This is a genomic window from Binatus sp. (SeqCode) (assembly GCF_050013435.1).
GTDB lineage: Bacteria > Desulfobacterota > Binatia > Binatales > Binataceae > Binatus.
In genome coordinates, this window is record NZ_JBEKFG010000005.1 from 51,790 (window position 1) to 73,992 (window position 22,203).

Genomic DNA, 22,203 nt, shown 5'->3' on the forward strand with positions numbered 1-22,203 from the left:
CCATCGAGAGCGATGATTGGCTCAAGTACATTTCGGTCTTATCGGCTCGCCTCAAGCACTTCGTCGCGCGCGTATCAAACGGCCCCTATTTCGACTTGCCCGTGATTTTCACCTTGATCGCTTTCTTATGCGTGGGATCATCGCTCGTGATCGAGATCTGATCGGTCCTCGATCCTTCCTTCATCGGCGTGTACACGATTATCACCTGGTGGTTCAAACCCGGCCCGATCAGGATCCCGCTTCCTCCCTCAACCTCTGTGAATGGTGGGGCGTGTTTCGGTGCGGTTACCTTGGCCGTCAGTGGGCCAGTCCCGGTGTTGCCAATAGTGATAATCGCGGACGCCGTAGCCGCTGGCGACGCGTTGAGTTTGACCTTCTTCGGGTTCACCGAGATGCGCCCGCCACCAGGCGTCGCAGTCGCCGTCGGCGTTGGGGTCTCAGTTGCAGTCATTGTTGCCGACGGAGTCGCAGTTGGCGTCGCAGTTGGCGTCGGCGTGCCGCTAGTTGAGGTTGCCGTCGGCGTGCCGCTACTTGAGGCAAATGCCATCACGAGATTGGTGGCATTGACGGTCCCGATGCCGGTATCGAAGTCCCATCCGGCGTTCGCTGCAAATGCATCCTGGAACGATGAGTTCGAGGTGGACAGCACGCCGACTCCGACTTCGTAGGTAGGTAATCCGCCAGCGAAGCAGTCTGGGTCGCCTACAAAGCATGGTTGGTCGTTATCGCCTTGGGTTATGTCGTAGAAGATGCACGAACTTGAAACTTCGTTGCCCAGGCTCGACTCGCAACTGGCGTTGCCACTCGAGCCATACTCAGCGCGCGCGAGCGAATAGTAGGTGGTATTCGGGTTGCCTTGATCGCCGCCAGCCTTCTGATTGGCCAGAGCCTGGATGCCGGCCATTATCGGCGAAGCAAACGACGTCCCGCCCGCGCAGGGCCACGTGTCGGTGTCGCCCGCGCATGAATTCAGGTCTGCAGGGTTGGAATTGCAAAACACGTAGCAGTGTCCCCACAATCCGTCGGCGGCGAACAAGGCGACGTCGGGAAGATCGCGGACGCCGTCGCTCGGATTGCCAAAAACCGATTGGTAACCAGGCTTGGTCCATCCTGTACAACTCCCACTTACCACGCCGGTCGTGGACGGCGCTCCGCTCGCACAGGAGCTTGGGCCACCGCCGCCGCCTACGACTTCCAGTGAAAACTCGGGTTGGGGACAAATGCCGCTCCCCAGCCCATCACAACACCCATAGGGCTCCTGGTTAGCCGTGCAGATACCGGGTCCCAACAAAGCAAGTTCGCACAAGCCGCTTGGGCCATAGGTTGAAACCGTGCCAATAAAGCCAGACAAGAGGTCGCTCGCGCAGGAATCGTTCCACGGGATTTCCGGCAAATAGGACGTCGCCGAGCCGCCGTTGGTGCCGTTCGACGCATTCCAGTAAGTGGAGCTTGTGCTGGTTAAAAAGTCAGCGAAATCGGTGCCACCCACCGCCACGTCATTCGGGCTGGACGCAAATCCGCTGACGCTGATTCCGTACTCCCCCGCCCAGGGAGGAGGCTGCCTATCTAAGTCATTGGCATCAGCGCCGGAATCGCCCGCGGCAACGAAAATTGAGGTGCCTCCCGCAACTCCCGTCTGATACAGCGAGTCGATGGCGGCGTTGGAGGCTGCGCCGTTAACTACCTCCGATTCAGCGTAGCTGACGCTCACAACATCCGGCTTGGGGCTAAGCGCGCCGTTGAGAATGTTCTGAAGTGCGACAAAAACTCCCGAAGCCAACGTCGTCCCAAAAGGGCCGGTAGAGACGTCCGCGCACGAGCCCACGACAATGGTCGCGTTGGGCGCCGAAGCGCTGGCCCATTCCGCATCGATGATCGCCTCGACATCAACGTCTGGGACGGCGCCCGGATCGCTACAATTGTCCGGGCCGCTGGGTGGTTGCGGCTGGAACTCGCGGAAGCTCCCGTTCGGGAAGGAGCTGCTAAGACCAAACGCATTGCGAAAGGTGTTCCAATCCTCAGCATTAAAGACGTCGCTGTCTTCGACCACCACGATCGTCTCGCCCTGTCCGGTGATGCCGCCGGAAAAGAGCGGATTCAAGTTGTAGATGGTTGCCAGGTCCGCGGGTACGACCTCTTCGCACGGAGCGCCTAACGGACCGCAAGCGCCGCCCGGTGAGAAGTCGGTTTTCGTCTTCGTATGCATCGGATGCGGCCTGAAGTCATTCAGCGAGACGATGCCGACCACTGCCGGCGCCAGCGCGGCCGGAATCCGCGGATCGCTCATGTTGGCGATATGTTGCCTACCATCCACGTCAAGGCGATGAATCGAGGTGTGGAAAGCCTTGCGCACCTCGCCCGCCGTACCCAAGAAGTCGATCACGATGCCATTGGGATAAACGAGATTGACGGTGAAGCCATGCGATCGCAGCCAACCCGTAATCGTCGCCATATCTTCAGGCGCCAAACCGTAACGCTGTCCGATTTTCTGCGGGGTCAACCAGTGGTGATAGTTTGGTGACTTGGAGTCGCTCTGCTGTTCCATGTACTGCCGAAGGGCCTGCTCCGCTTGCGGAGAGCGTCGCAACTCCAGGAACATGTGGTCCATCCGAAAGGTGTCAGCGACCGGCCCGCGATCGTAGCGCGCATTCGCTTCTGGACGCGCATTACCCGTGAGCGTGACCAGCTTGGTGTCGCTGACCGGTTCAGTAATCAAAGCTCGGGGTTGTGATTGCGCGCCGACAACCTGCCAGTAGCCCGCCATCGCAGCGAGGAGAATCCCGCATCCCAACACCACGCGCATACGATAGGTTGAACGAACTCTGGATGATTTCATCTCGTTCCCCCCGGCCGCGGAGTCCCGCATCTCCACGTCCAACGTCCCCCGCGGGCGTTTAGGCTATGAAATGCATGCCCGGAATAATAGCGAATCTAAAGCGAGGATCCGCGGACCCAGCCAAATCGCGCCCGGATAGGTTTTGCCCGATTCTGCCGATTTGCGCCGACCAAGGCGCTCTCTGGGTCCGCGCGTGATCGCGAATCGCGCGCACACGCGCGCTTTTCGATCGATTCTCTGGCATCTCCAGAAATCTGGAGACTGAAATGTGGAGCAGAAGGGATTTGAACCCTCGACCCCTACGTTGCGAACGTAGTGCTCTCCCAGCTGAGCTACTGCCCCATCCAAGATCGAGACGCAATTACTATTGTGAGATAACTGACTTCAAGTAAGCTCGCAACCTCTCGGCCAGATCGGCGCGTTTCAATCCGAAGCCGATTTGCGCCGAGATGAACCCCACGCGATCGCCCAGGTCATAGCGGACGCCCTCGAACTGGTAGCCGTAAATCTTGCGGCGCCCCGTCAGCGCCATCAGCGCGTCGGTCAACTGAATTTCGCCGCCAGCGCCCGGCTTGCCCGCGGCCAGCAGTTCGAAGATATCGGGCGTCAGCACGTAGCGGCCCATGATTGCGAATTCGCTCGGCGCTTTTTCGGGCGCCGGTTTCTCGACCATCCCACGCAGTTCGTAAGTCCGCTCGCCGACGGCTTTCAGATCGACGATGCCGTACTTCGAGAGCTCGCTGCGTGCGACCTTGAGCAGCGCGACCACCGGCGCGTCACGGGTCTCGGCCACATCGAGGAGCTGGCGCAGGCACGGCCGCGGGCAATCGAAAATGTCGTCGGGGAGCATCACGGCAAACGGTTCGTCGCCGACCGCCTCGCGCGCTTGCAGCACCGCATGGCCCAGCCCGAGCGGACGCTGCTGTTCGGCGATCGTAATCCTGGCCGGACGGTTGCTGCGCCGGACCAGTTCGAGGATGTCGCGTTTGTCGCGGGCTTCGAGATAGCGCTCGAGTTCCGCGTTGGGCTCGAAGTGATCGGCGACGGTGGTCTTGCCGGGGCTGATGACGAGAATGACTTCCGTGATGCCGGAGGCGACCGCCTCCTCGACGACGACCTGGATCGCCGGCGTATCGACCACCGGCAAAAGTTCCTTGGCGATCACCTTCGACGACGGAAGCATCCGCGTGCCCATTCCGGCCGCAAGGATAACCGCCTTTTTTACTTTCATAGCAGTGGGATTTTCCGGGTTGGAGGCGTGCTCAGATCTTCTGCTCGCGCTCTTCCTGTGCGGATTTGCATGCGATGCAACGCGTGGTGACGGGGCGCGCCTTGAGCCGCTCGAACCCTATTTCGCCGCCGCATTCCTCGCATCGCCCGTACGAACCGTCTTCGAGTCGCGCGAACGCCTCGCTGATTTTGCTGAGCAACTTGCGCTCGCGATCGCGCATCCGCAGCAGGAAATTGCGATCCGATTCGAGCGCGGCCCGATCGGTCGGGTCTGCGCAGGCCTCTTCCGACTCATTGTTCATGGCGCCGACCGCGCGCTCCGATTCCTGGAGAATGTCGCGTTTGCGGCCTTCGAGCAATTTTCTGAAGAGCTTGAGGTCTCTTTGCCTCACGGTTGAATTGTCCGTCACGAGCCGAGTTTTTGATTCTATCGACGCCCTGCTACCATGTAAAGGTTGCGGGATGAAAACGGCTTATCTCGACGCGTTCTCCGGTCTCAGCGGCGACATGATTGTCGGCGCAATCCTCGATTGCGGCGCGGATTTTGACCAGTTCGAGCGCGCGATCAAGTCGGTGCCGATCGCAGGTTATCGGCTCTCGACCCGGCGGATAATCTCAAGCGGCATCTCGGCGCTCAAGTTCGATGTCGCCGTGACGGAGCCGCAGCCGCAGCGTCATTTCGGCGAGATTCGCGCGCTGATCGAGGCATCTACCCTCGCCGCGACCGTCAGGCATCGCGCGATCTCGATCTTCGAAGTGCTTGCCCAGGCCGAGGCGAAGATTCACAACATCACACCCGACCGCGTTCATTTTCACGAAGTCGGCGCGGTTGATTCGATCATCGACATTGTCGCCGCGGCATGGGGACTCGAGCATCTCGGCGTCGGCGACGTGATCGTGTCGGTGCTCCCGATGGGCGGCGGATTCGCGCGCACGCAGCACGGAGTCATTCCCGTGCCGGCGCCGGCGACGATGGAGCTGCTGTCGGGATTCCCGGTGAAAATCGGCGATGGTGCGCGCGAGATGGTCACGCCGACCGGCGCGGCGGTGGTCCGCGCGCTGGCGCGTCCGGCGGCAATCCCGCTTGGGTTCGAAGTCGAGAAAATCGGCTACGGCGCGGGCGCGCGCGAGCTGGAAGATCGGCCCAATGTGTTGCGCCTGATGCTAGGGCGCGAGCGGGCCGCGTTCGACAGCGACGAGATGATCGAGATCTCCGCAAATATCGACGATCTCAGCCCGCAGATTTACGACCATGTGATGAGTCGCCTGTTCGCCGCAGGCGCGCGCGACGTGACGATTACGCCCACGATGATGAAGAAGAGCCGCCCGGCGGTAACCCTGGGCGTGATCGCCGAGGCCGCGCGCCGAGACGCGATCGCGGAGATTATCTTTGCGGAGACCTCGACGATCGGACTGCGGTTCCACGGCGTCGAGCGGCTGAAATTACATCGCGAGATTCACGAGGTCGAGACGCGATGGGGCAAGGTTCGCGTCAAGACATCGGGCGCGCATGGCCGCGAGCCGACTACGATTTCGCCGGAGTACGATGACTGCCGGCGAATCGCCGCGGAGCACAAGGTAGCGCTGCGCGTCGTGATCGAGGAAGCGCGGGACGCCGCACGAGCACGCGGACCGGCGCATCGCGGCGAAAAATGAGCTCCGAACGCCTGCATATCAACGAAATCTTTTACAGCATCCAGGGCGAATCCACGCACGCGGGCCGTCCATGCGTGTTCGTGCGGCTAACCGGATGCAACCTGCGATGCAAATGGTGCGACACCGAGTACGCATTCTACGAAGGCCGCCAGATGCCGATTGCCGAGGTCGCCGAAATAATTCGCGGCTATCGCTGCGACCTGGTCGAGGTGACCGGCGGCGAACCGCTGCTGCAGGAGGGCGTATATCCGCTGGCGGATGCGATGCTCGAATCCGGCCGGACCGTGATGATCGAGACGTCGGGGGCGGTGGACGTCAGCCGGCTCGACCCACGCGTCATCAAGATCATGGACCTCAAATGTCCGGGCAGCGGGGAATGCGACCGAAATCTTTGGAGCAACCTCGACCATCTGACCCGGCGCGACGAGATCAAATTCGTAATCGCCGATCGTGCGGATTACGAATGGGCCAGGGACGCAATCGCCGCCCGCGACCTTGCCCGGCGCGTGGGCGCGCTATTGTTGAGTCCGGTGTCCGGACAACTGGCGCCCGCCGCGCTCGCGGCGTGGATACTCGAGGATCGATTGCCCGCGCGGCTGCAATTGCAGATGCATAAGCAGATCTGGCCGGGCATTTCCCGCGGCGTGTGATTGCGGCAGGGGCCGCGCGCGACAACGGAGCGCGGCCTTAACACTGGGTGCAGGGGTCACCCCTGCCGCGCCGGCGACGCGGAATGCTGCCGGACGGGATCGCCCGACAGCAACTGCTGCGATTTTCGCAGCGCCGCCTCGGTCTCGCGCAGCAGATCGGCGAACACTTCCGCCGTCGGCTTGATCTCGTGAATCAGTCCCGCGCCCTGCCCGGTCGGCATGAATGTGCGATTGGGATCGAAGCCGTCGCCGCGCAGCCCGCTGAAGTTCATGACTCCGTTGCGCTGCGACGTCATCGCCTGCATGGGGAACGGCTGAATCTTCGAAGGATCCTTTTCCCACTCGAGCGCATATTCGGTGCGGATGACGCGGCAGGTCTTGCCGGTGTACGCGCGCGTGCGCATGGTGGAATCCTCGTGCGCCTTTACGATCGCCTCGCGGTAGCCGGCCGCCGCCTGCGCCTCGGGCGTTGCGATAAAGCGCGTTCCGATCACGACGCCCTGCGCGCCGAGGGTGAGCGCGGCGGCGATCTGTCGTCCGTCGGCGATTCCTCCGGCGGCCAGCACCGGCAGCCTCACCGCGTCGATCATCTGCGGCACCAGCGAGAGCATCCCGATCTCGCCGGTATGTCCTCCCGCCTCGGTGCCTTGCGCGACGACCACGTCGGCGCCGGCGTCCTGCGACTTGACGCCGTGATGCACCTTGCCGCACATCACGACGATCTTCATCCCGTTGTCGTGCATCACCTTGACGAATTCCTGCGGTACCGAGAGTCCGGCGACGAAGATCTTGATTTTTTCCTCGACCATCACCGGTACGTGCGGGCGCATCATGTCGGGAATCGGCGCGAGCAGATCGACGGCGAACGGCTTGTCGGTCAGCTCGCGAATCTTGCGGATTTCCGCGCGCAGTTCGTCGGGGCTGAGCGACGCGGCGCCAAGAACGCCGAGACCGCCGGCGTTGGAAACCGCGGCAACCAGCTTGTGCATCGCGACCCCGCCCATCCCGGCGAGCAGAATCGGATACTTGATTCCAAAGTAATCGCAAATCGGCGTGTGCAGCATCGAAGCGTTCTCCAATAGTGAGCCGTCTATGCGACTGGCCCCTGATGACATCTTTAGTCTGGCTGGTGCGGCGCGATCAAGCGCTATGGCCGCGCAGGTTGGCGTGATGCATTCATCGTGGCCGGCGCTCCCGAATCCTGAGAGCACGAGCGGTTGCCTTTGGGGAAAAGTAAGCGGCCAGTATCGCTTGCGCAGCTTTGGAGAACTCGGCGACGTCGGTTCGCTCATCCCATGCCTGCTGAAGGATCAGCCCATAGAACATCGCAATCAGAACCCGTGCTGCGGCCTCGGGATTCAGCGTTCGTGGCAACTGTCCGCTGCTCTGAGCTTTTGCGATTGCATTGGACAGCAGCTTCAGCGGCTGGTTGTTCCCGCGCCGGATCAGGGTGAGAACCTTCGGGTTGCACAGCGCCTCGGCCCACAGATGGATCTCGAGCCGCCGCTCCTTGCGAACCCTGGATGAGGCAAGCAATTCGGCGGATAAGCTTCTGAACAACTCGCGCACCGACGCGGCCCACTCGTCTCGATTCAGCGCCGCTTCGATGATCCGCTTCTCGCGTTCATGGCGCTGGTCGGCGAGCGTCTCGATGATTTGGTCTTTGCTCTGAAAGTAGCTGTATATTGCGCCAGCGCTCAGGCCCGCCTCCCGGATGATGTCTTCCATCGTCGTGCGCTGAAAACCGTCGTGCGCGAAGCACTCGATCGCCGCGTCGAGAATCTGCCGCCGGCGATTTTCTCGATGAGCTTCACTTACCTTCGGCAACTGGTTCCCTCCCGTTTGCGAACCTCCGCGATTGCGACATGGTAAAATTCATAGCCCTTCATTTCGTCCTTGCTTGCGCCCATGCAGAGCGCTCCGTACTCGATCGCTCCGAGATCCTGCTTCAGCTCAAGGCCGCGCGCGCGCAAGTACGACGCAAGCTCCGTGGGATAGAAGCCGAACGTCCATGGCTCTCCCGCGCGCTGCAAATGCCGAAGCACGTTGGGACTCACCGAGAAGGCGCCGGAGCCATCGAGCAGCCCGCGATGCGTGTATGTGAACACGATCTGGCTGCCAGGCGCATTGCTGCCGACGAACCGTAGCGTGGCATCCACGGCTGGTTCGTCGAGATAGTTGGTAACGCCCTCCCAGATGAAAAAGGCCTTGCGTTCCCGATCGAACCCCGCTGAGGCTAGAACCTCGGCAAGCGTCTGTTTCATGAAATCCGTCTCGACGAACGCGACGTGTGGCGGAAATGGGCAAAGGCGCTGCATAAGCGCTCGGCGCTTCATCGCCTGCGTTTCGCGGCGATCCACCTCGAAAACCCTGGCGTCCTCGATCCCTTCGATGCGGTAGGCGCGAGAGTCGTAGCCGGCGCCAAGGATTACCACCTGCCTTATCTCCGCCATCAGCGCCTGCCTAAGCGTGCGATCGATCAAGCAGGTTCGCGCTACGGCCGATGCTCTCCCTCCGGGCCAGCGCCGATCGATCCAGGCGATGAGTCGGTTTCGCGCCGCGGCGGACTTTTGCGCGATCCGGGCTGCAAGGCGCATCGATGGACTCAGGAACATCGCGGCGAATTCATCCGCGAAGAGCCTTTCCTTTGGTGGGCGGGCGGATTCGAGCGCTCGAAAAATGGCCATCGATTGGGCGGTGCGGCTTGCCTGATTCTCTTTCATCGCGGCTCTATAAAAAACGAAGATTCATTCTTTATTATCAGAGCAGCAAGCGGCCGTCAATCACGACAACGGCAGCACGGCGGTCCAGGTTCAATTCATCGGTTCGGGCGGCGGGTTCGGCAGTGGCGGGCGCTTTCAGACCTGCATTCTGATTCGAGGCATCGGCGCGAACATGGCGAGGGCGGATCCCCCTAAATTGACGAACTGGCCCCGCAGGTTGGCGTGATGCATAATCGCGTTCGCGTGCGGAGAGGTGGCCGAGCCCGGTTTAAGGCGCACGCCTGGAACGCGTGTAGACTCGAAAGGGTCTCGGGGGTTCGAATCCCCCCCTCTCCGCCAATCAGTCTGACATGTTTCCCTACATTTTGGAGAAGCGATGAAATCGGCGCGTGGGGCGCGATTCACGCGCGGCAGTGGACCCGGAGAATGCAAACGACCGCGTCTGACGGCAAAAATCGCTCAAAATTCTCTGTTCGCGATTTTGGCATGTCCATCGGCGAACCGGCCGACATTTTGCGGGGAAGCGTCCTCGGGAAGAACGCCTGACGCAAGCAACTACGCCCGCGTGAGTCTATCGGATTTCCAGAGCTTGCTGCTGCGCGCTCCAGAGCGGGGGCAGTTCGATTCTTTGGGTCATCGCGATGGCGCTGAGGTCCGCAGGCTGGCGGCCTTCGACGATCGCCTCGAGGATCCTGGGCGCCAGAAACGCCAGCCGCATCACGCGGCGCAGGGGAGCGCGACACTCTCGTATGCGTACGACAGCGCGGGCCGGCTGTCGAGCATGACGCTGCCCAATGGCGTTGTGGTGGCGTATAGTTACGATGCCGGCTCGCGCATAGCGGCGATCGCATACAGCAACGGGAGCGGATCGTTGGGGAATTTGAGCTACAGCTACGATGCGGACGGGCGGACGGTTGGCAAGGGCGGGAGCCTCGCGTCGATCGTGATGCCGCAGCCAGTCAGCGGCAATACATTCAACGCCGCCAATGAGATGCAGAACTTCGGCGGACAGCCGCTAGCCTACGACACGGACGGGAACCTGCTCGGCGACGGGACCAACAGCTATACTTGGGATGCCCGAAATCAGCTGGCGTCGCTCGCTGGCCCCACGTCGGCCAGCTTCGCTTATGACGCATTCGGTCGGCGGGTGGGCCAGACGATCACTGGCGCATTGACCGGGTATCTGTACGATCTCGCCAATGCAGGCATGCCGCTGCAGGAATTTTCCAGCACCGGCGCTCCGCTCTTGTCGGGGCTTGGTGCAAGCCGTGTTGATCTAAGCGGCACGATGACTTTTCTTTCCGACGCGCAGAACAACACGATCGCGCTAACCGACAACACCGGCGCGATCCAGACTCAGTACAGCTGTGGCCCCTTCGGCGCGGTGTCGATAACGGGCGCCGCCAGCACAAATCCGTACCAATTCGGAGATATGCAAAACGATGGCACGGGACTGTATTATGCATCGGGAGGGTATTACAGCGCCACCTTTGGACTTGGCATCGGCGGCTCTGCACTCGCCACAGGCGCGAGTCAAAACGCATCCAGCTCCGGGAACGGTTCGTGTGACAAATGTCGGGCTCAGTTAAAATACCACCCTGTAGACTATCCCCTCATTAGCGATATCGCCAACCACGCGTTTTGGGATGTACACATGGCAGATGATGGGAGTCCTGGGACCATTTATAGTGGTCAATCTTCAAAATATATGGATGGCACTTACCACCTTAATGACTGGGGTTACCTGGCACGGTACGAATGGGCGGATAACAGCCCGGCGCCACCCCATGTAAGTGACAATAAGGACGACGACACCTCGTACGATTCCTTTTTTAGCTCAGACCTCTGTCAAGCCTGCCACTTGCTGGATTATGCTGCCTCGTTTTGGCCGCAGGGGCAGATTACCTATTGGCCAGCATGGGGACCAAACAGCAATACTTTGGCAAACCATCTTGGCCTATGCGGGGGATTTCCGGACGGACCTCCTCCCCTCACCACAGGTAAAGGCGGGTGGGATAATCCGGTGGCTCAACAGGTGCCCTGCTTATAGTCTCGGGTTTTTCAGCGTTGACTATGCGACTCTGGCAATCATCGCACTTGCTGTTGCAGCGAATTCGGTGCCCGCTGGCTATAGCTGTAGGACTGGCGATTGGCGGGACAGTGCTCGGGGTGGGGTGTCGTGGCTCGGGGCAGTCCCCGCCGCAGCAGGGCGGGCGCGCCCAACGTCGTCCGGGCGCTGCCTTCCGGGACTGTGACGAATGCCCGGAGATGGTAGTGGTCCCTGCCGGGAGCTTCATGATGGGTTCGCCGCCGTCGGAGTTTGGACGAGTCTATAACGAAAGTCCCCAGCACCGGGTAACGATCGATTACGATTTCGCGATCGGTAAATTTCCCGTCACGCGTGCTGAATATGCAAGGTTCGCGGCTGAAAGTGGCTATAATGCTGATTACCACTGGAAAGAGCCGGGCTATTTGCAGAACGGCAATTACCCCGCGGGATACGTTAGTTGGGATGACGTGAAGGCATACGTGCGATGGCTGAGTGATAAGTCCGGAAGTAAATACCGTTTGCCATCAGAAGCAGAGTACGAGTACGCGGAGCGGGCGGGGACGACGACAGCCAACTGGTGGCGCGATGGCGCTGACGCGTTATGTTCATATGTCGAATGCAGCGACGACGGCATAGGGCCAGTTGGGAGTCATCCAGCAAATGCTTTTGGATTATGCGACATGGCAGGAGGTGTGCATGAATGGACCGAAGACTGCTGGCACCGCAACCATGATGGCGCGCCAACCGATGGAACGGCTCGGACGACTTGGTGGTTTGGGCGGTGTGATGATCATGCCACTCGCGGAGGAGGGGGAGGTGGGCCAGCGTGGCTTCACCGGTCCGCCATCCGCCAGGGATACTTTTCCGACGACCGTGCCAACATTTCCGGTTTTCGCGTGGCCAGAACACTGTGAGTTCTTTCATTATGAATTCTTTACTTCGTGATTGTCACCGGACGACCTGTACTTACTAGAAATTAAATCCGGCCTAAAAGGGAAGAAGTTTGCGGGGTTCGGCTATAACGGAAGCGGCTACGAAAGCACGATCAGCTACCAGTATGACAATAGTGACAGGCTGACCCAGGTAGTTGATTCGATAGCCGGGACGATTACGCGGACTTACGATAACTTCGACAACTTGATTGACGAACAGACGCCGCAGGGGGAAGTCACTTACAGCTATGACGCCGACCATCGGCTCCAAACCCGTACGGTGGTGGGTGAGACTCCTGTCAACTATTCGTGGGACGCCGCCGGCAATCCGCTGTGCGCGGTGCAGGGGAGCGCGACACTCTCGTATGCGTACGACAGCGCGGGCCGGCTGTCGAGCATGACACTGCCCAATGGTGTTGTTGAGACATTTGGTTACGACAGCGACTCGCGCATCGCGGCGATCACATACAGTAATGGGACCGGGCCGTTGGGCAACCTGACCTACAGCTACGATGCGGATGGGCGGACGGTTGGCAGGGCAGGAAGAATTTGCGTGGGACGGGCCAGCAACCGACCAAGCGCTGAAGTTGATCGATCATGCGTTCGAAGCGACGTATCGGCAAGAAGCAACGAAAGTAATCTGAAAAAAGAACGAGGCTAGCGCACGAGACACCAGCCCGGCGCCGACTCGAAGGGGGGGCAAACCCCGGGGTTCTGCCACCGATGAAGGCGTTCAGCTTAAGGACGCTGGATCTGAGAGCTTCGTGGCTTGGGAACTAACAGGACGGCGGACAGCTATCTTCCGACTGCGTGCCGAATCGTGTTCAGCATATAGATCAGATCGCGAGGCGAATGAATTTCCCCAAGACCTATCGCCGCAACGGAAATATGGGGAAGCACTTCGACGCGGACGCCTTACATGTGGATACCGGTACTGGCTACGATTGTTCCGGCACGGTGTCGATCCGCACCAGATTCGGTGCTTGTCCATCGGTTTGGGGCACAAATCCGGAACTCTTGAACTGAATTGCCTGACAGTTTTCAGCTTCCAGAATCTCGGCGACTTGCCGCGCATAGCGGATGAAGTGGTGCCCGGAAAGTGCAAGTTCGAATCCAAGCCGCCGCTTGCGCGGGTTCAATCCCCAGCGCTTCATGAGCCGTCCCAAAAATTGCCAGTAAGCTCGGCGATAGCCGGACAGCACACCCTGCCTCCAAACCGATTTGAACATCACCCTCAACAGGTACAGCACGGAATGCGCGGTAGATTGCTGTTCCGGTTGAACCTGCCAGCGTTCCAGGGAATCGAACACACGTTGGTAGAAGCGACGCGGCTCGTACAACGTAAGCATCATCCGCTTGGTGCCGCCGAGCAGTTCGGATAGGGGTAGCACGGTGCGGAAGTTCGGGGGGCTAAAGTTGGTGGGTTCGGGGCTGGCTTGAACGAGTCGTCCCTCATTTTTCATGCGTTCATATAACGGAGTGGTAGGCGGTGCCTGTAGGACCCCGGCCATCGCCCAAGGGATAGCGGCCCGCTCTATAAACTCAATCTGCCGGTCAAAAATATCCGGTGGGTCGTGATCAAAACCGACGATGAAGCCGCCCATCACCCAAAGCCCGCGCTGTTGAATAAGGCGTATGCAATCCAATGGGTCGCGACGGAGATTCTGAAATTTTTTCGTTTCCTTTAGCGACTCCACCGACGGTGTTTCGATCCCGATGAACACACGGCAGAAATTTGCTCTGACCATCGCGTCCAATAGTTCCGAGCGCGAAGCAAGATCCAGCGAAGCTTCGGTGAAGAACGCGAACGGATAGCGGTTGCGGCGCTGCCACCGTTCCAACTCGATAGCGAGCTGCAAAGCCGCCTTGTGATTTCCGATAAAATTGTCGTCGACGACGAATACTTCTTTGCGCCAGCCGAGCTGCAGCAGCGCGTCGAGTTCCGCAATCAATTGCTCCGGGGACTTCGTCCGCGGACGGCGTCCGTACAGCGTGATGATGTCGCAAAACTCACAGGTGAACGGGCAGCCTCGCGAAAATTGCACCGACATGGAACTGTATTTCTTTAGTGCCAACAGATCGAAACGCGGCACCGGGGTGCGACTGACATCAGGCTTCTCCGTTACACGGTACAGCCTGCGGGCTCGGCCGGCTTCGAGGTCCGTGGCAATCTCCTGGAAGATTTCGTCCGGCTCACCCACGACCACATGGTCGGCTAGTGACAGCAATACCTCGGGTTCGCTGCTGGCATAAGGGCCTCCGATCATGGTTCGTCGACCCAGCTTGGAAGCGCGTTCGAGTATTTGACGCACCTCTTCGCGCTGGACCGCCATCGCACTGACCATCACAAGGTCGGCCCAGAGGAGGTCCTCATCGCGCAACTCTTCAAATGCGAGGTCAACTAGACGGATTTCCCATTGTTTGGGACAAAGCGCCGCCACTGTGATGAGCCCGAGCGGAGGAATGAGAGAGCGCTCCGGGACGATTTCCGTCACCTCTCCAAGGCTCCAAAAGGAGGCGGGAAAGCGCGGCCAGACCATTAGAACCTTGATCGCAGGTCCGAGTGGCGGGAAAACCCTCACGTCTTCGAGATCTCGGTCCATAGAGTTATCCTTGTTAGGATCCGGTATCACAAGATGCGTACCGGATTTGCGAACTCGACTCTGTCTTTGCGCAAGAGCATACGGCAGCCACCCTCTGGTGTGTCAAGCTCGGAGGAAGCTGGGTTGATAGATGCGAACCAGGACAGCGGTTCAAACGCGCCAAAAGCAGCTCCATCAAATCGATCGGACCATTGCAGTGTGGCGGACAACCCTGTCCTTACCAAAAATTCCATCTGGACAGGAATTCGAGCGGCTGCGAGAATTGTTATCGAATTGATGCGCTTAAGTGAGACGGGATGCGATCTGAACCACAAGCGGCCGACCCCTCATCAAGATCGAAAAACACTCCGATACCGAGTCTTCAGGCGACGGCGTACCGGCCGCCGCGCAACCATTGGTGAGCAGGAATCCGGGACGAATCAGGCGGCGACGCGTTCGTAGCAATGATGCAGGCCACCGACCTGCGGGATGGCGACGGCTCTTCCGATTCTGGGCGGATGGATTGGGCGGGGGTCCGGACAATCCTTGTCGAGCGAAAGATGCGTGCGGGTGCGTTGGTAATAGTCGACGTACGAGGAGAGGACTCGACGCAGATGGCGCTCATTGAAGATCACAATGTGATCGAGACATTCGCGCCGGATCGAACCGATCACCCGCTCGACGTACGCGTTCTGCCAGGGTGAGCGCGGCGCCGTGATGACTTCCGTGATGCCCATCGCTTCGACCCGGCCGCGGAAGTCCGAGCCATACGATGCGTCACGGTCGCGCAGCAGATACCGCGGAGCGGCATCCCATGGGAAGGCTTCGGTCACTTGGCGCGAGAGCCACGCTGCGGTCGGATGCTTGGTGACAGCGGTGTGCACGATATTCCTGCGATCGTGGGCCAGAATGATCATCACATAAAGCAGCCGAAACGATGCGGACGCCACAACGAACATATCGATCGCAGCGATACCTTGGGCCTGATTGCGCAGGAAAGTCCGCCAGTTCTGAGAAGGCGTTCCCCGCCTTCGCACCATGTACTTCGCGACGGTCGCTTGGCTGACCTCGACGCCGAGCTTGAGCAGCTCACCATGGATCCGAGGCGCACCCCAGAGCGGATTGGCGCTGCTCATCTGCCGAATCAGATCACGAATCTCGCACTCTACTGACGGCCGCCCGGGTCTCGAACGCCAACGCCAAAACAGGCGAAATCCCTGACGGTGCCATTGGATCACTGTTGCTGGCTTGACCAACACCATCATTTCCAGACAGCGCGGCCACAGTCGGTAGAGCCCGACCCAGGGCAAGCGGTCGAAAGCAAATAGACGCAGCCGACCCGGCCGCTGGCAGCGAAGAACGTGCAGTTGATGACGGAGGGCGAGGTTCTCTAGTTCCACAAACGCCCGACTGCGGCATCGGCATACACGCCGAGAAACGATCGATCGGACCAGCTTAAGCATGCCGGCGATATTGCATCGGTGAATCCAAAAACTCCAGACTTTCCGGCGCGTTCGGAGTTTTTGGTAGCCACAGCCGGTCAAGAAGGTCGGACTTTTAGACGCTTCCCCTGTTTTCAGTTGGCAGGGATAGCCACCGGCCACGGGCATCGCGTTGCGGTGCTTCCACTCCTAGGCGGGTTGCAGCATCAATACGTCCGGCTTTAGGTTTTGACTCAAGGCGCAAGGGTTGACAGCTATTGCGGATCGCCGAGCTGCAGCAACTGCTTGCCGAAGTTTGCTCCTGTGAACAGGCGGATTATTGTTTTGGGTGCGTTCTCCAAGCCTCGTTGCAGGTCGATTTGGTTTTTCAGTTTTCTTTCTGCGTGCCATTTCGACATTTCGGTTATCGCTTCGGGAAAGCGCTTGGCGAATTGGGACACCAGGAAGCCCTCCATCCGCGCGCCTCGCGTGATCAGATTGAGGTAATTGCGCGGCCCGGTGGGCGGTTTGGTGCCGAAGTCGTTGTACTGCGAAATCGCTCCGCACAGCACGACCCGCGCGCCGTTGGCAATCCGCGCGAGCGCGCGATCGAGGATCTCGCCGCCTACGTTGTCGAAGTACACGTCGATGCCCTTTGGGCAATACTTAGTCAGAGCCGCACTTACCTTCTCATTCTTATAGTCAATCGCGGCGTCGAAGCCCGCCTCCTTCAATAGCCAGTCGCACTTTTCGGGTCCGCCCGCTATACCAACTACGCGGCATCCCTCGATTTTGGCTATCATCCCGGCCAGCGAACCGGTTGCGCCCGCGGCGCCCGAGACTACGAACGTTTCTCCGGCTTTTGCCGCACCGACCGCGAGCGTGCCGAAGTAGGCCGTCAGGCCCGTGGTTCCGAGCAGCGAGAGCGCCAGGATCGGGTCGGCGCCGCGCGGCAGCTTGCGCAATCCCATCAAGCCTTCGCCGCTGGTGACCGTGTAGTCCTCCCATCCGAAGAGTCCCTGCACGAGGTCGCCCTTGGCAAATCCGGGACGTTTGGAATCCAGGACCTGTCCTACGGTGCCTGCCTTCATCGTCTGGCCGAGCGGAAGCGCCGGAATGTAGGTGTCCATCGACATCCAGCCGCGCTGCGTGGGATCGAATGAGAAGGCGAGGTTGCGGACGAGGACCTGGCCGTCTTCCAGCGCGGGGACGACGGTTTCATTCCAGCGGAAATCGTTTTCCTTGATCATCCCGTGTGGCCGCGCCACCAGCAGCCATTGCCGATTCTTCAGTTCTGCCATCTGAATTCCTTTAATCCGATAGTATTTTCACGGTTCGCAGTCCTCCGGATTTATCCGATAAGTACGGCTCAGACAAGGAACGTGACTGCGGTGAAACCCGCCGTGGGTTTCACGCTTCGCCGGGCAGGAAAATCGCGTTTGTGAAGTGGCTGGCGCCTGTGCGACGCTGAGGCTGGATTTCAAAACGGAATTCCCGGACCAATCTTACTACCTCGCTCAGAAGGACAAAGGGACAATGAAGACGCGCATTACAGAACTCTTCGGTATCAAGCATCCGATCATCCAAGGGGGCATGCATTTTGTTGGGCTTGCAGAACTGGCGGCAGCCGTCTCGAATGCGGGCGGGCTTGGAATCATCACAGGCCTGACCCAGCGAACGCCTGCCGATTTGGCACGCGAAATTGCCCGCTGTCGCAAGATGACCGACAAGCCATTCGGCGTGAACCTGACATTCCTGCCCGTCATTAGTAACCCGGATTATCCGGGTTATGTGAAGGCCATCATCGATGGCGGCGTGAGAATCGTTGAGACCGCAGGCAATAATCCGCAGAAGTGGCTACCCGCGCTCAAGGAAGCCGGCGTCAAGGTCATCCACAAATGCACTTCTGTTCGCCACTCGCTGAAGGCGCAGGCGATTGGGTGCGATGCGGTGAGCGTCGATGGCTTTGAATGCGGCGGGCACCCCGGCGAAGACGACATCCCAAATATGATCCTGGTGCCGCGCGTCGCAGAGGAATTGAAGATCCCCTTGGTTGCTTCTGGCGGTATGGCAGATGCCCGATCCTTGGTGGCCTCTCTGGCATTGGGCGCTGATGGAATGAACATGGGCACCCGCTTCATTGCCACCAAGGAGGCCCCGGTTCACGAAAACGTCAAAAAGGCCATCCTCGCGGCTTCGGAACTCGATACCCGCCTGATCATGCGCCCGTTGCGAAATACGGAGCGGGTACTGGCAAATAAGGCGGTCGATCACATTCTTGAGAAAGAACGGTCGTTGGGTGCCAACCTGAAATTCGAAGATATCATCACGGAGGTTGGCGGCGTTTATCCCCGCATCATGACCGAAGGTGATATGGATGCGGGCGCCTGGTCCTGCGGCATGGTTGCCGGCCTGATTCACGACATACCGTCATGCCAAGAACTGATCGACCGCATTATGGCCGAGGCTAAGACGATCATTCGCCAGAGGCTGGAGGGATTTTTGGAGGCTTGAGGCCCTGTCACACAGATCTAATTTTCGGCGTTGACAGCGGTCGGCAGATGAGCATGGCGATTTGATGGCGCAGGGCGATTGCCTCCAACAGCAGCGCAGTTCAGGTTCGGGGTTCGCTGCGCACGAGCGGCAGCGCTGCGCTTGTCGGCGTCGCCATAAAGGAGGCTGGCTATGCGTTCGAAACCACCAATGAATCCGTGCCGATTCAGTTTTGAGAAGCCACAAGTATCATCGTGTCGCGCATATCAATCGATGCGCATGATACCGCGACGTAGTGTTGCTGATCCGTAGGTCTCCTGCGTCAGTGGCGCTCCCAATTCGGCGAGCACCGCTCGATGCTGCTTTAACGGTGTGCGTAACAATCGATCCTCGATTGGTTTGAGCTTCCCAAAGCTCTCGTGTCTTAGTGCGCGTTCAACAAACGCGGCCGTTAGAGGCCATCGCACAGCATCGACTCGAAATCGTGTAAATTCTGCGTTCCGAAAGAAGCACGCGATACTGATGTCCGCGATGGAAAGCTTGCCAAAAATGAAACCCTCAGTCGGAACTTGTTCCTCAAGATAATCGAGGATTTGGGGCATATCTTCGCGGAGAGTCTTTTCGACCGCTGCCTTGTCGGTCGGTTCACCCCATACGTTCGGTTTGATTGCGACCTGGTTGAATAACCGCCATATGAAGACCTCGCCCATCCGCGAGTCGGCATATTCTTCGAGCCAGCGGGCGCGAGCTCGCTCAACGATGTTAGTCGGGTATAGCTCAGGCTCCGGATAACGGTCTTCCAGGTACTGGCAGATAACAGAAGAGTCGGCAAGCGTGGTTTGGTCATCGATGAAAACTGGAATCCGGCGCAGTGGACTTATACGGGAGAAGCTATCATTGCCGGAGAAAGGTATAATCGGGTCGATCTTATAGGAAATACCTTTCAGGTCGAGAACCACCAACACCTTGCGAACATAGGGTGACAGATAGCCGCCAATGATCTGTACTGGATGCGACATGGTTCCTCCTTATTATTCAACTTGCTTATTTCCGGAGGGGAGGCGAATCAGATATAGCCTCGCGCTTTAGGTGCCGCTTACTTCTTCATCATCGCAGGAAGGGTAGCCTGCTGTCTAGCGAGCATCTCACTGGTTGAAGAACGCACTTGCACGTTTGTCCATCACAGCGCTAAGTTCTGCCGGCCCTACAATTGCACCTGTTGTGGCTACCAACTGGCCTGCCCCCCGATGCCCATCAGGTGAGAAGTAGGGTCGTTTGATGTATGACCTGCCCCGCAAAAGCTAGTACGACCAGGAGTTGAGAAATCGACCCGGTGTGGTTGGTGAGCCGCTTGTGGTTCAGATAGCAGCCCGTCTCGTTTAAGCGCATCAATTCGATAGCGATTCTCGCAGCCGACTCAAATTCCGGTTCAGATGGGAATTTGTGGCAGGGACAGGCATAAACACGCCTTGGCTGAATTGAAATAAGAGCCAAGGGTCTCATGCCCAGAAAATAATGCGCAGCAAGCCCGCCCCGATTCGGCGTATTTCCTCGTTCGGCCTGCAGCCGATCAAGGTTCCTTCACATTATGGTTTCCTGCTGATTAGCAAAGCTCTCCCCGCAAGAGCGGGGACTAAGATGAGCAACATCATTCACGCGCGATCTCTCCCGCGCGCGAACTGTGATTCCGTCACGTCAGTTCAATCGATAAGAGCCGGACGTATTGCTGCCCCTGATGCATATCGCGCTCTACAACCCCGCCCTGTGGAGTTTTGCGCGGAAAGGAAATTTTCACCACGTTCAGGTTATCGACCGCGAAGTATTTTACCAGCGCCGGATCGACGCCGTATGCCTCCGCGATGCGAGGTGGCGAGATCGCTTCGCTCGCATGGTACTTCCGAAAGCTCTCGTGGTCCTTGAAAAAGAGGTCGATCGTCACCCAAAAGGGTCCGGCGTTCTTTGACCGGATATAACGGCACGCGTCGCGCAGGTTCGGCATCGCTAGGCCTTCGCGTCGAATCGCTTGACCCACTCAATTCGGACCAATTCGAGTGGATCATTCACGGCGACAACGTGGTTGAGCTTGAACTCGTAGACGCGTCCGCGTTCGATTTCGGCCGGCGAAAACGGAAACCCGTAGCTCGGAAGTTCAGTTCCGGCCTCGAGCGGGAAATGAAAGAAATAAGGATTGCAGGTCTTCGCGATCCTGGTGGCCATTTCCTGGGAGGGCGCCGTCGCGACAAACAGCACACCAACTTCGCGAGGCGGGGTGGCGTCCGATGGCACCGGCAGACCCGATACCGCGTTCCATCCATAGAGCCTCAGCGAAATGTCATAATCCACGCCTTCACCGATCGAGCGCGACACGCGGCCATGAAGCGCGGCCAGCATGCGATCGTGAAACCGGTCCAGGTTGGCGAGAACGGAAGGGTCCTGGATCCCAATCAACATGATCGTCTGAAAAGGCCCGCCCGCCGCGCCTTCGAGCTTCATCGTGTACGGTCGCGTCTCCCACCGCGAACCGACGACACGGACCGAACGTTCGTCAAGCCGATGGTATCGTGCCGCAGTCACGTCCAGGATGCCTCCGGGCTCGATCAGCCGGAACGGATCGCTGTTCTCATAGAGCATGTGCGCCGACACGCTGTAGGTATCGCAGCGGATCCCCGTCGAAAGCGGTTCCACCACGAAACTGTCCTCGCCGATTCGAAGGAAAACGCCGGAGCCTCGAGCAGGGTCGGTCGTGCATAGCGCACCGCATTCCGCGATTTTTGCCGCATGCCATGCGGCGCCGGCGCCGCTACCGCGCATCAGAGGAAGCGCCGCGATCACCGCGGTGTCCGTAGTTCGTCCGCCAAGCACGATATCGGCGCCGGCGTCGAGCGCCGCCATATACGGTTCGGCTCCCATTGCACCGACGATGTGATCGCACGAATCGATCAGCGCGTCGGTCATCGGATTCGGCGGAAGTAACGCCTGAATCTTGCCCTGGGCGTTCTTTTCCTTCAGCACGCGCTTGTCCTGTTCCGAATAGAGCAGGGCGATACGCGGGTGCAGCTTCAGCTCCTCGGCAAGTTCGACGACGATATCCCGTGTCCAGTTCACGCCCGCATCGCCGCCTGCTTGTCCGCACGATCCGATCGTCAGCGGTATTCGCGCGCGGGCCTGCGCTTCCATCAGAATTTGCAGATCGCGTTTTACTGCCGCGCAACTGTTCTTGGACATTCCCATGGCAAGATAAGCGGCGCCGCTGTCGGTCGATCCCGCGTCGACGGCGATCGCATGTGCACCCCACGCGATCCCGTTGGCCACCTCCTCGGCACGAATGCCACCCCCAAGCTGCCCAACGGGAACAAGAACATTCACTGTCTGCTTCGTGGGGTTCATGTCATAGCTTCGCGGGGGCTATGCCGCTATGCCGACGTCGGCCAGATATCGCCGAGCTGCCGATTTCAGGGAAGGTCTCGGACTTTGGCAGATGATGCGTTCCAAGCAGGTATTGCTTGTTCCTCGTCGCCGGCGATTTGCGTCGTAAGCCGTATCGCTTCCCCAGCGCCTGCCATACGCGATCACACGACTTCCGCATCGGCACGAGCGATGGGGCCGGGAAGCTGCACGATCCCTAGACGC

General features: G+C 59.3%; 18 protein-coding genes and 2 tRNA genes. 7 read left to right on the top strand and 13 right to left on the bottom strand.

The genetic code is table 11. The features are described 5' to 3' along the window. Positions 1–85 precede the first annotated feature (85 nt). From ABSB13_RS01865 to dksA, 4 genes are all read right to left on the bottom strand, one after another. Positions 86–2,836, bottom strand: coding sequence for a protease pro-enzyme activation domain-containing protein (locus ABSB13_RS01865; RefSeq protein WP_428105027.1), 2,751 nt, complete (start codon positions 2,834–2,836; stop codon positions 86–88). Between the two features lie 269 nt (positions 2,837–3,105). Further along, positions 3,106–3,178 (bottom strand) — tRNA-Ala (locus tag ABSB13_RS01870). A gap of 22 nt (positions 3,179–3,200) precedes the next feature. Beyond that, positions 3,201–4,067, bottom strand: a complete 867-nt coding sequence (locus ABSB13_RS01875; protein WP_428105029.1) for a UTP--glucose-1-phosphate uridylyltransferase — start codon at positions 4,065–4,067, stop codon at positions 3,201–3,203. A 31-nt stretch (positions 4,068–4,098) separates the two neighbouring features. Next, positions 4,099–4,458, bottom strand: a complete 360-nt coding sequence (gene dksA / locus ABSB13_RS01880) for an RNA polymerase-binding protein DksA (protein ID WP_428105031.1) — start codon at positions 4,456–4,458, stop codon at positions 4,099–4,101. 70 nt (positions 4,459–4,528) lie between these two features. On the opposite strand from dksA, the gene larC reads away from it, so the two are divergent. Then, positions 4,529–5,722 carry a nickel pincer cofactor biosynthesis protein LarC gene (gene larC / locus ABSB13_RS01885; protein WP_428105033.1) on the top strand — a complete coding sequence of 398 codons (1,194 nt, stop codon included), beginning with the start codon at positions 4,529–4,531 and terminating at the stop codon, positions 5,720–5,722. Beyond that, positions 5,719–6,372 (top strand): radical SAM protein, encoded by a 654-nt coding sequence (locus ABSB13_RS01890; RefSeq protein WP_428105035.1) that lies wholly within the window; start codon positions 5,719–5,721, stop codon positions 6,370–6,372. The genes larC and ABSB13_RS01890 overlap by 4 nt, the downstream gene beginning before the upstream one ends. A 56-nt stretch (positions 6,373–6,428) precedes the next feature. On the opposite strand, the gene ABSB13_RS01895 is transcribed toward ABSB13_RS01890, so the two are convergent. The 3 genes from ABSB13_RS01895 to ABSB13_RS01905 all read right to left on the bottom strand — a co-directional run bounded on the left by ABSB13_RS01895 (position 6,429) and on the right by ABSB13_RS01905 (position 9,095). Then, positions 6,429–7,436, bottom strand: a complete 1,008-nt coding sequence (locus ABSB13_RS01895) for an NAD(P)H-dependent flavin oxidoreductase (RefSeq protein WP_428105037.1) — start codon at positions 7,434–7,436, stop codon at positions 6,429–6,431. 112 nt (positions 7,437–7,548) lie between these two features. Then, a complete protein-coding gene (locus ABSB13_RS01900; protein ID WP_428105039.1) occupies positions 7,549–8,199 on the bottom strand; it encodes a TetR/AcrR family transcriptional regulator in 651 nt (216 codons plus the stop codon). Then, positions 8,187–9,095 carry a class I SAM-dependent methyltransferase gene (locus ABSB13_RS01905; protein WP_428105041.1) on the bottom strand — a complete coding sequence of 303 codons (909 nt, stop codon included), beginning with the start codon at positions 9,093–9,095 and terminating at the stop codon, positions 8,187–8,189. The genes ABSB13_RS01900 and ABSB13_RS01905 overlap by 13 nt, the downstream gene beginning before the upstream one ends. 247 nt (positions 9,096–9,342) lie before the next feature. Between ABSB13_RS01905 and ABSB13_RS01910 the strand changes: the two genes are divergently transcribed. The 4 genes from ABSB13_RS01910 to ABSB13_RS01925 all read left to right on the top strand — a co-directional run bounded on the left by ABSB13_RS01910 (position 9,343) and on the right by ABSB13_RS01925 (position 12,738). Further along, positions 9,343–9,434 (top strand) — tRNA-Ser (locus ABSB13_RS01910). A 37-nt stretch (positions 9,435–9,471) separates the two neighbouring features. Next, positions 9,472–11,145, top strand: a complete 1,674-nt coding sequence (locus ABSB13_RS01915) for an RHS repeat domain-containing protein (RefSeq protein WP_428105043.1) — start codon at positions 9,472–9,474, stop codon at positions 11,143–11,145. Positions 11,146–11,393: 248 nt separating this feature from the next. Beyond that, entirely contained in the window at positions 11,394–12,059 is a 666-nt protein-coding gene (locus tag ABSB13_RS01920) for a formylglycine-generating enzyme family protein (protein ID WP_428105045.1), read from the top strand. A 31-nt stretch (positions 12,060–12,090) separates the two neighbouring features. Continuing rightward, on the top strand, positions 12,091–12,738 hold the full coding sequence (locus tag ABSB13_RS01925) for a hypothetical protein (protein WP_428105047.1): 648 nt from the start codon (positions 12,091–12,093) through the stop codon (positions 12,736–12,738). A 277-nt stretch (positions 12,739–13,015) separates the two neighbouring features. Here the strand turns inward: ABSB13_RS01925 and ABSB13_RS01930 are convergent, their stop codons facing one another. The 3 genes from ABSB13_RS01930 to ABSB13_RS01940 form a co-directional block, all read right to left on the bottom strand. Further along, positions 13,016–14,680: a B12-binding domain-containing radical SAM protein gene (locus ABSB13_RS01930; RefSeq protein WP_428105049.1), complete on the bottom strand. Its 1,665-nt coding sequence runs from the start codon at positions 14,678–14,680 to the stop codon at positions 13,016–13,018. Positions 14,681–15,099: 419 nt separating this feature from the next. Further along, positions 15,100–15,795: an integrase core domain-containing protein gene (locus tag ABSB13_RS01935; RefSeq protein WP_428105051.1), complete on the bottom strand. Its 696-nt coding sequence runs from the start codon at positions 15,793–15,795 to the stop codon at positions 15,100–15,102. 560 nt (positions 15,796–16,355) lie between these two features. Beyond that, the gene (locus ABSB13_RS01940; RefSeq protein WP_428105053.1) at positions 16,356–17,381 is read right to left on the bottom strand and encodes an NADP-dependent oxidoreductase; all 1,026 of its coding nucleotides are present in this window, start codon (positions 17,379–17,381) and stop codon (positions 16,356–16,358) included. A 235-nt stretch (positions 17,382–17,616) separates the two neighbouring features. Between ABSB13_RS01940 and ABSB13_RS01945 the strand changes: the two genes are divergently transcribed. Continuing rightward, positions 17,617–18,594 (top strand): NAD(P)H-dependent flavin oxidoreductase, encoded by a 978-nt coding sequence (locus tag ABSB13_RS01945; RefSeq protein WP_428105055.1) that lies wholly within the window; start codon positions 17,617–17,619, stop codon positions 18,592–18,594. A 245-nt stretch (positions 18,595–18,839) separates the two neighbouring features. Here the strand turns inward: ABSB13_RS01945 and ABSB13_RS01950 are convergent, their stop codons facing one another. From ABSB13_RS01950 to ABSB13_RS01960, 3 genes are all read right to left on the bottom strand, one after another. Beyond that, entirely contained in the window at positions 18,840–19,592 is a 753-nt protein-coding gene (locus ABSB13_RS01950; protein ID WP_428105056.1) for a glutathione S-transferase family protein, read from the bottom strand. Positions 19,593–20,263: 671 nt separating this feature from the next. Next, a complete protein-coding gene (locus ABSB13_RS01955) occupies positions 20,264–20,572 on the bottom strand; it encodes a DUF4387 domain-containing protein (protein ID WP_428105058.1) in 309 nt (102 codons plus the stop codon). Positions 20,573–20,574: 2 nt separating this feature from the next. After that, a complete protein-coding gene (locus ABSB13_RS01960) occupies positions 20,575–21,960 on the bottom strand; it encodes an acyclic terpene utilization AtuA family protein (protein ID WP_428105060.1) in 1,386 nt (461 codons plus the stop codon). Positions 21,961–22,203 lie beyond the last annotated feature (243 nt).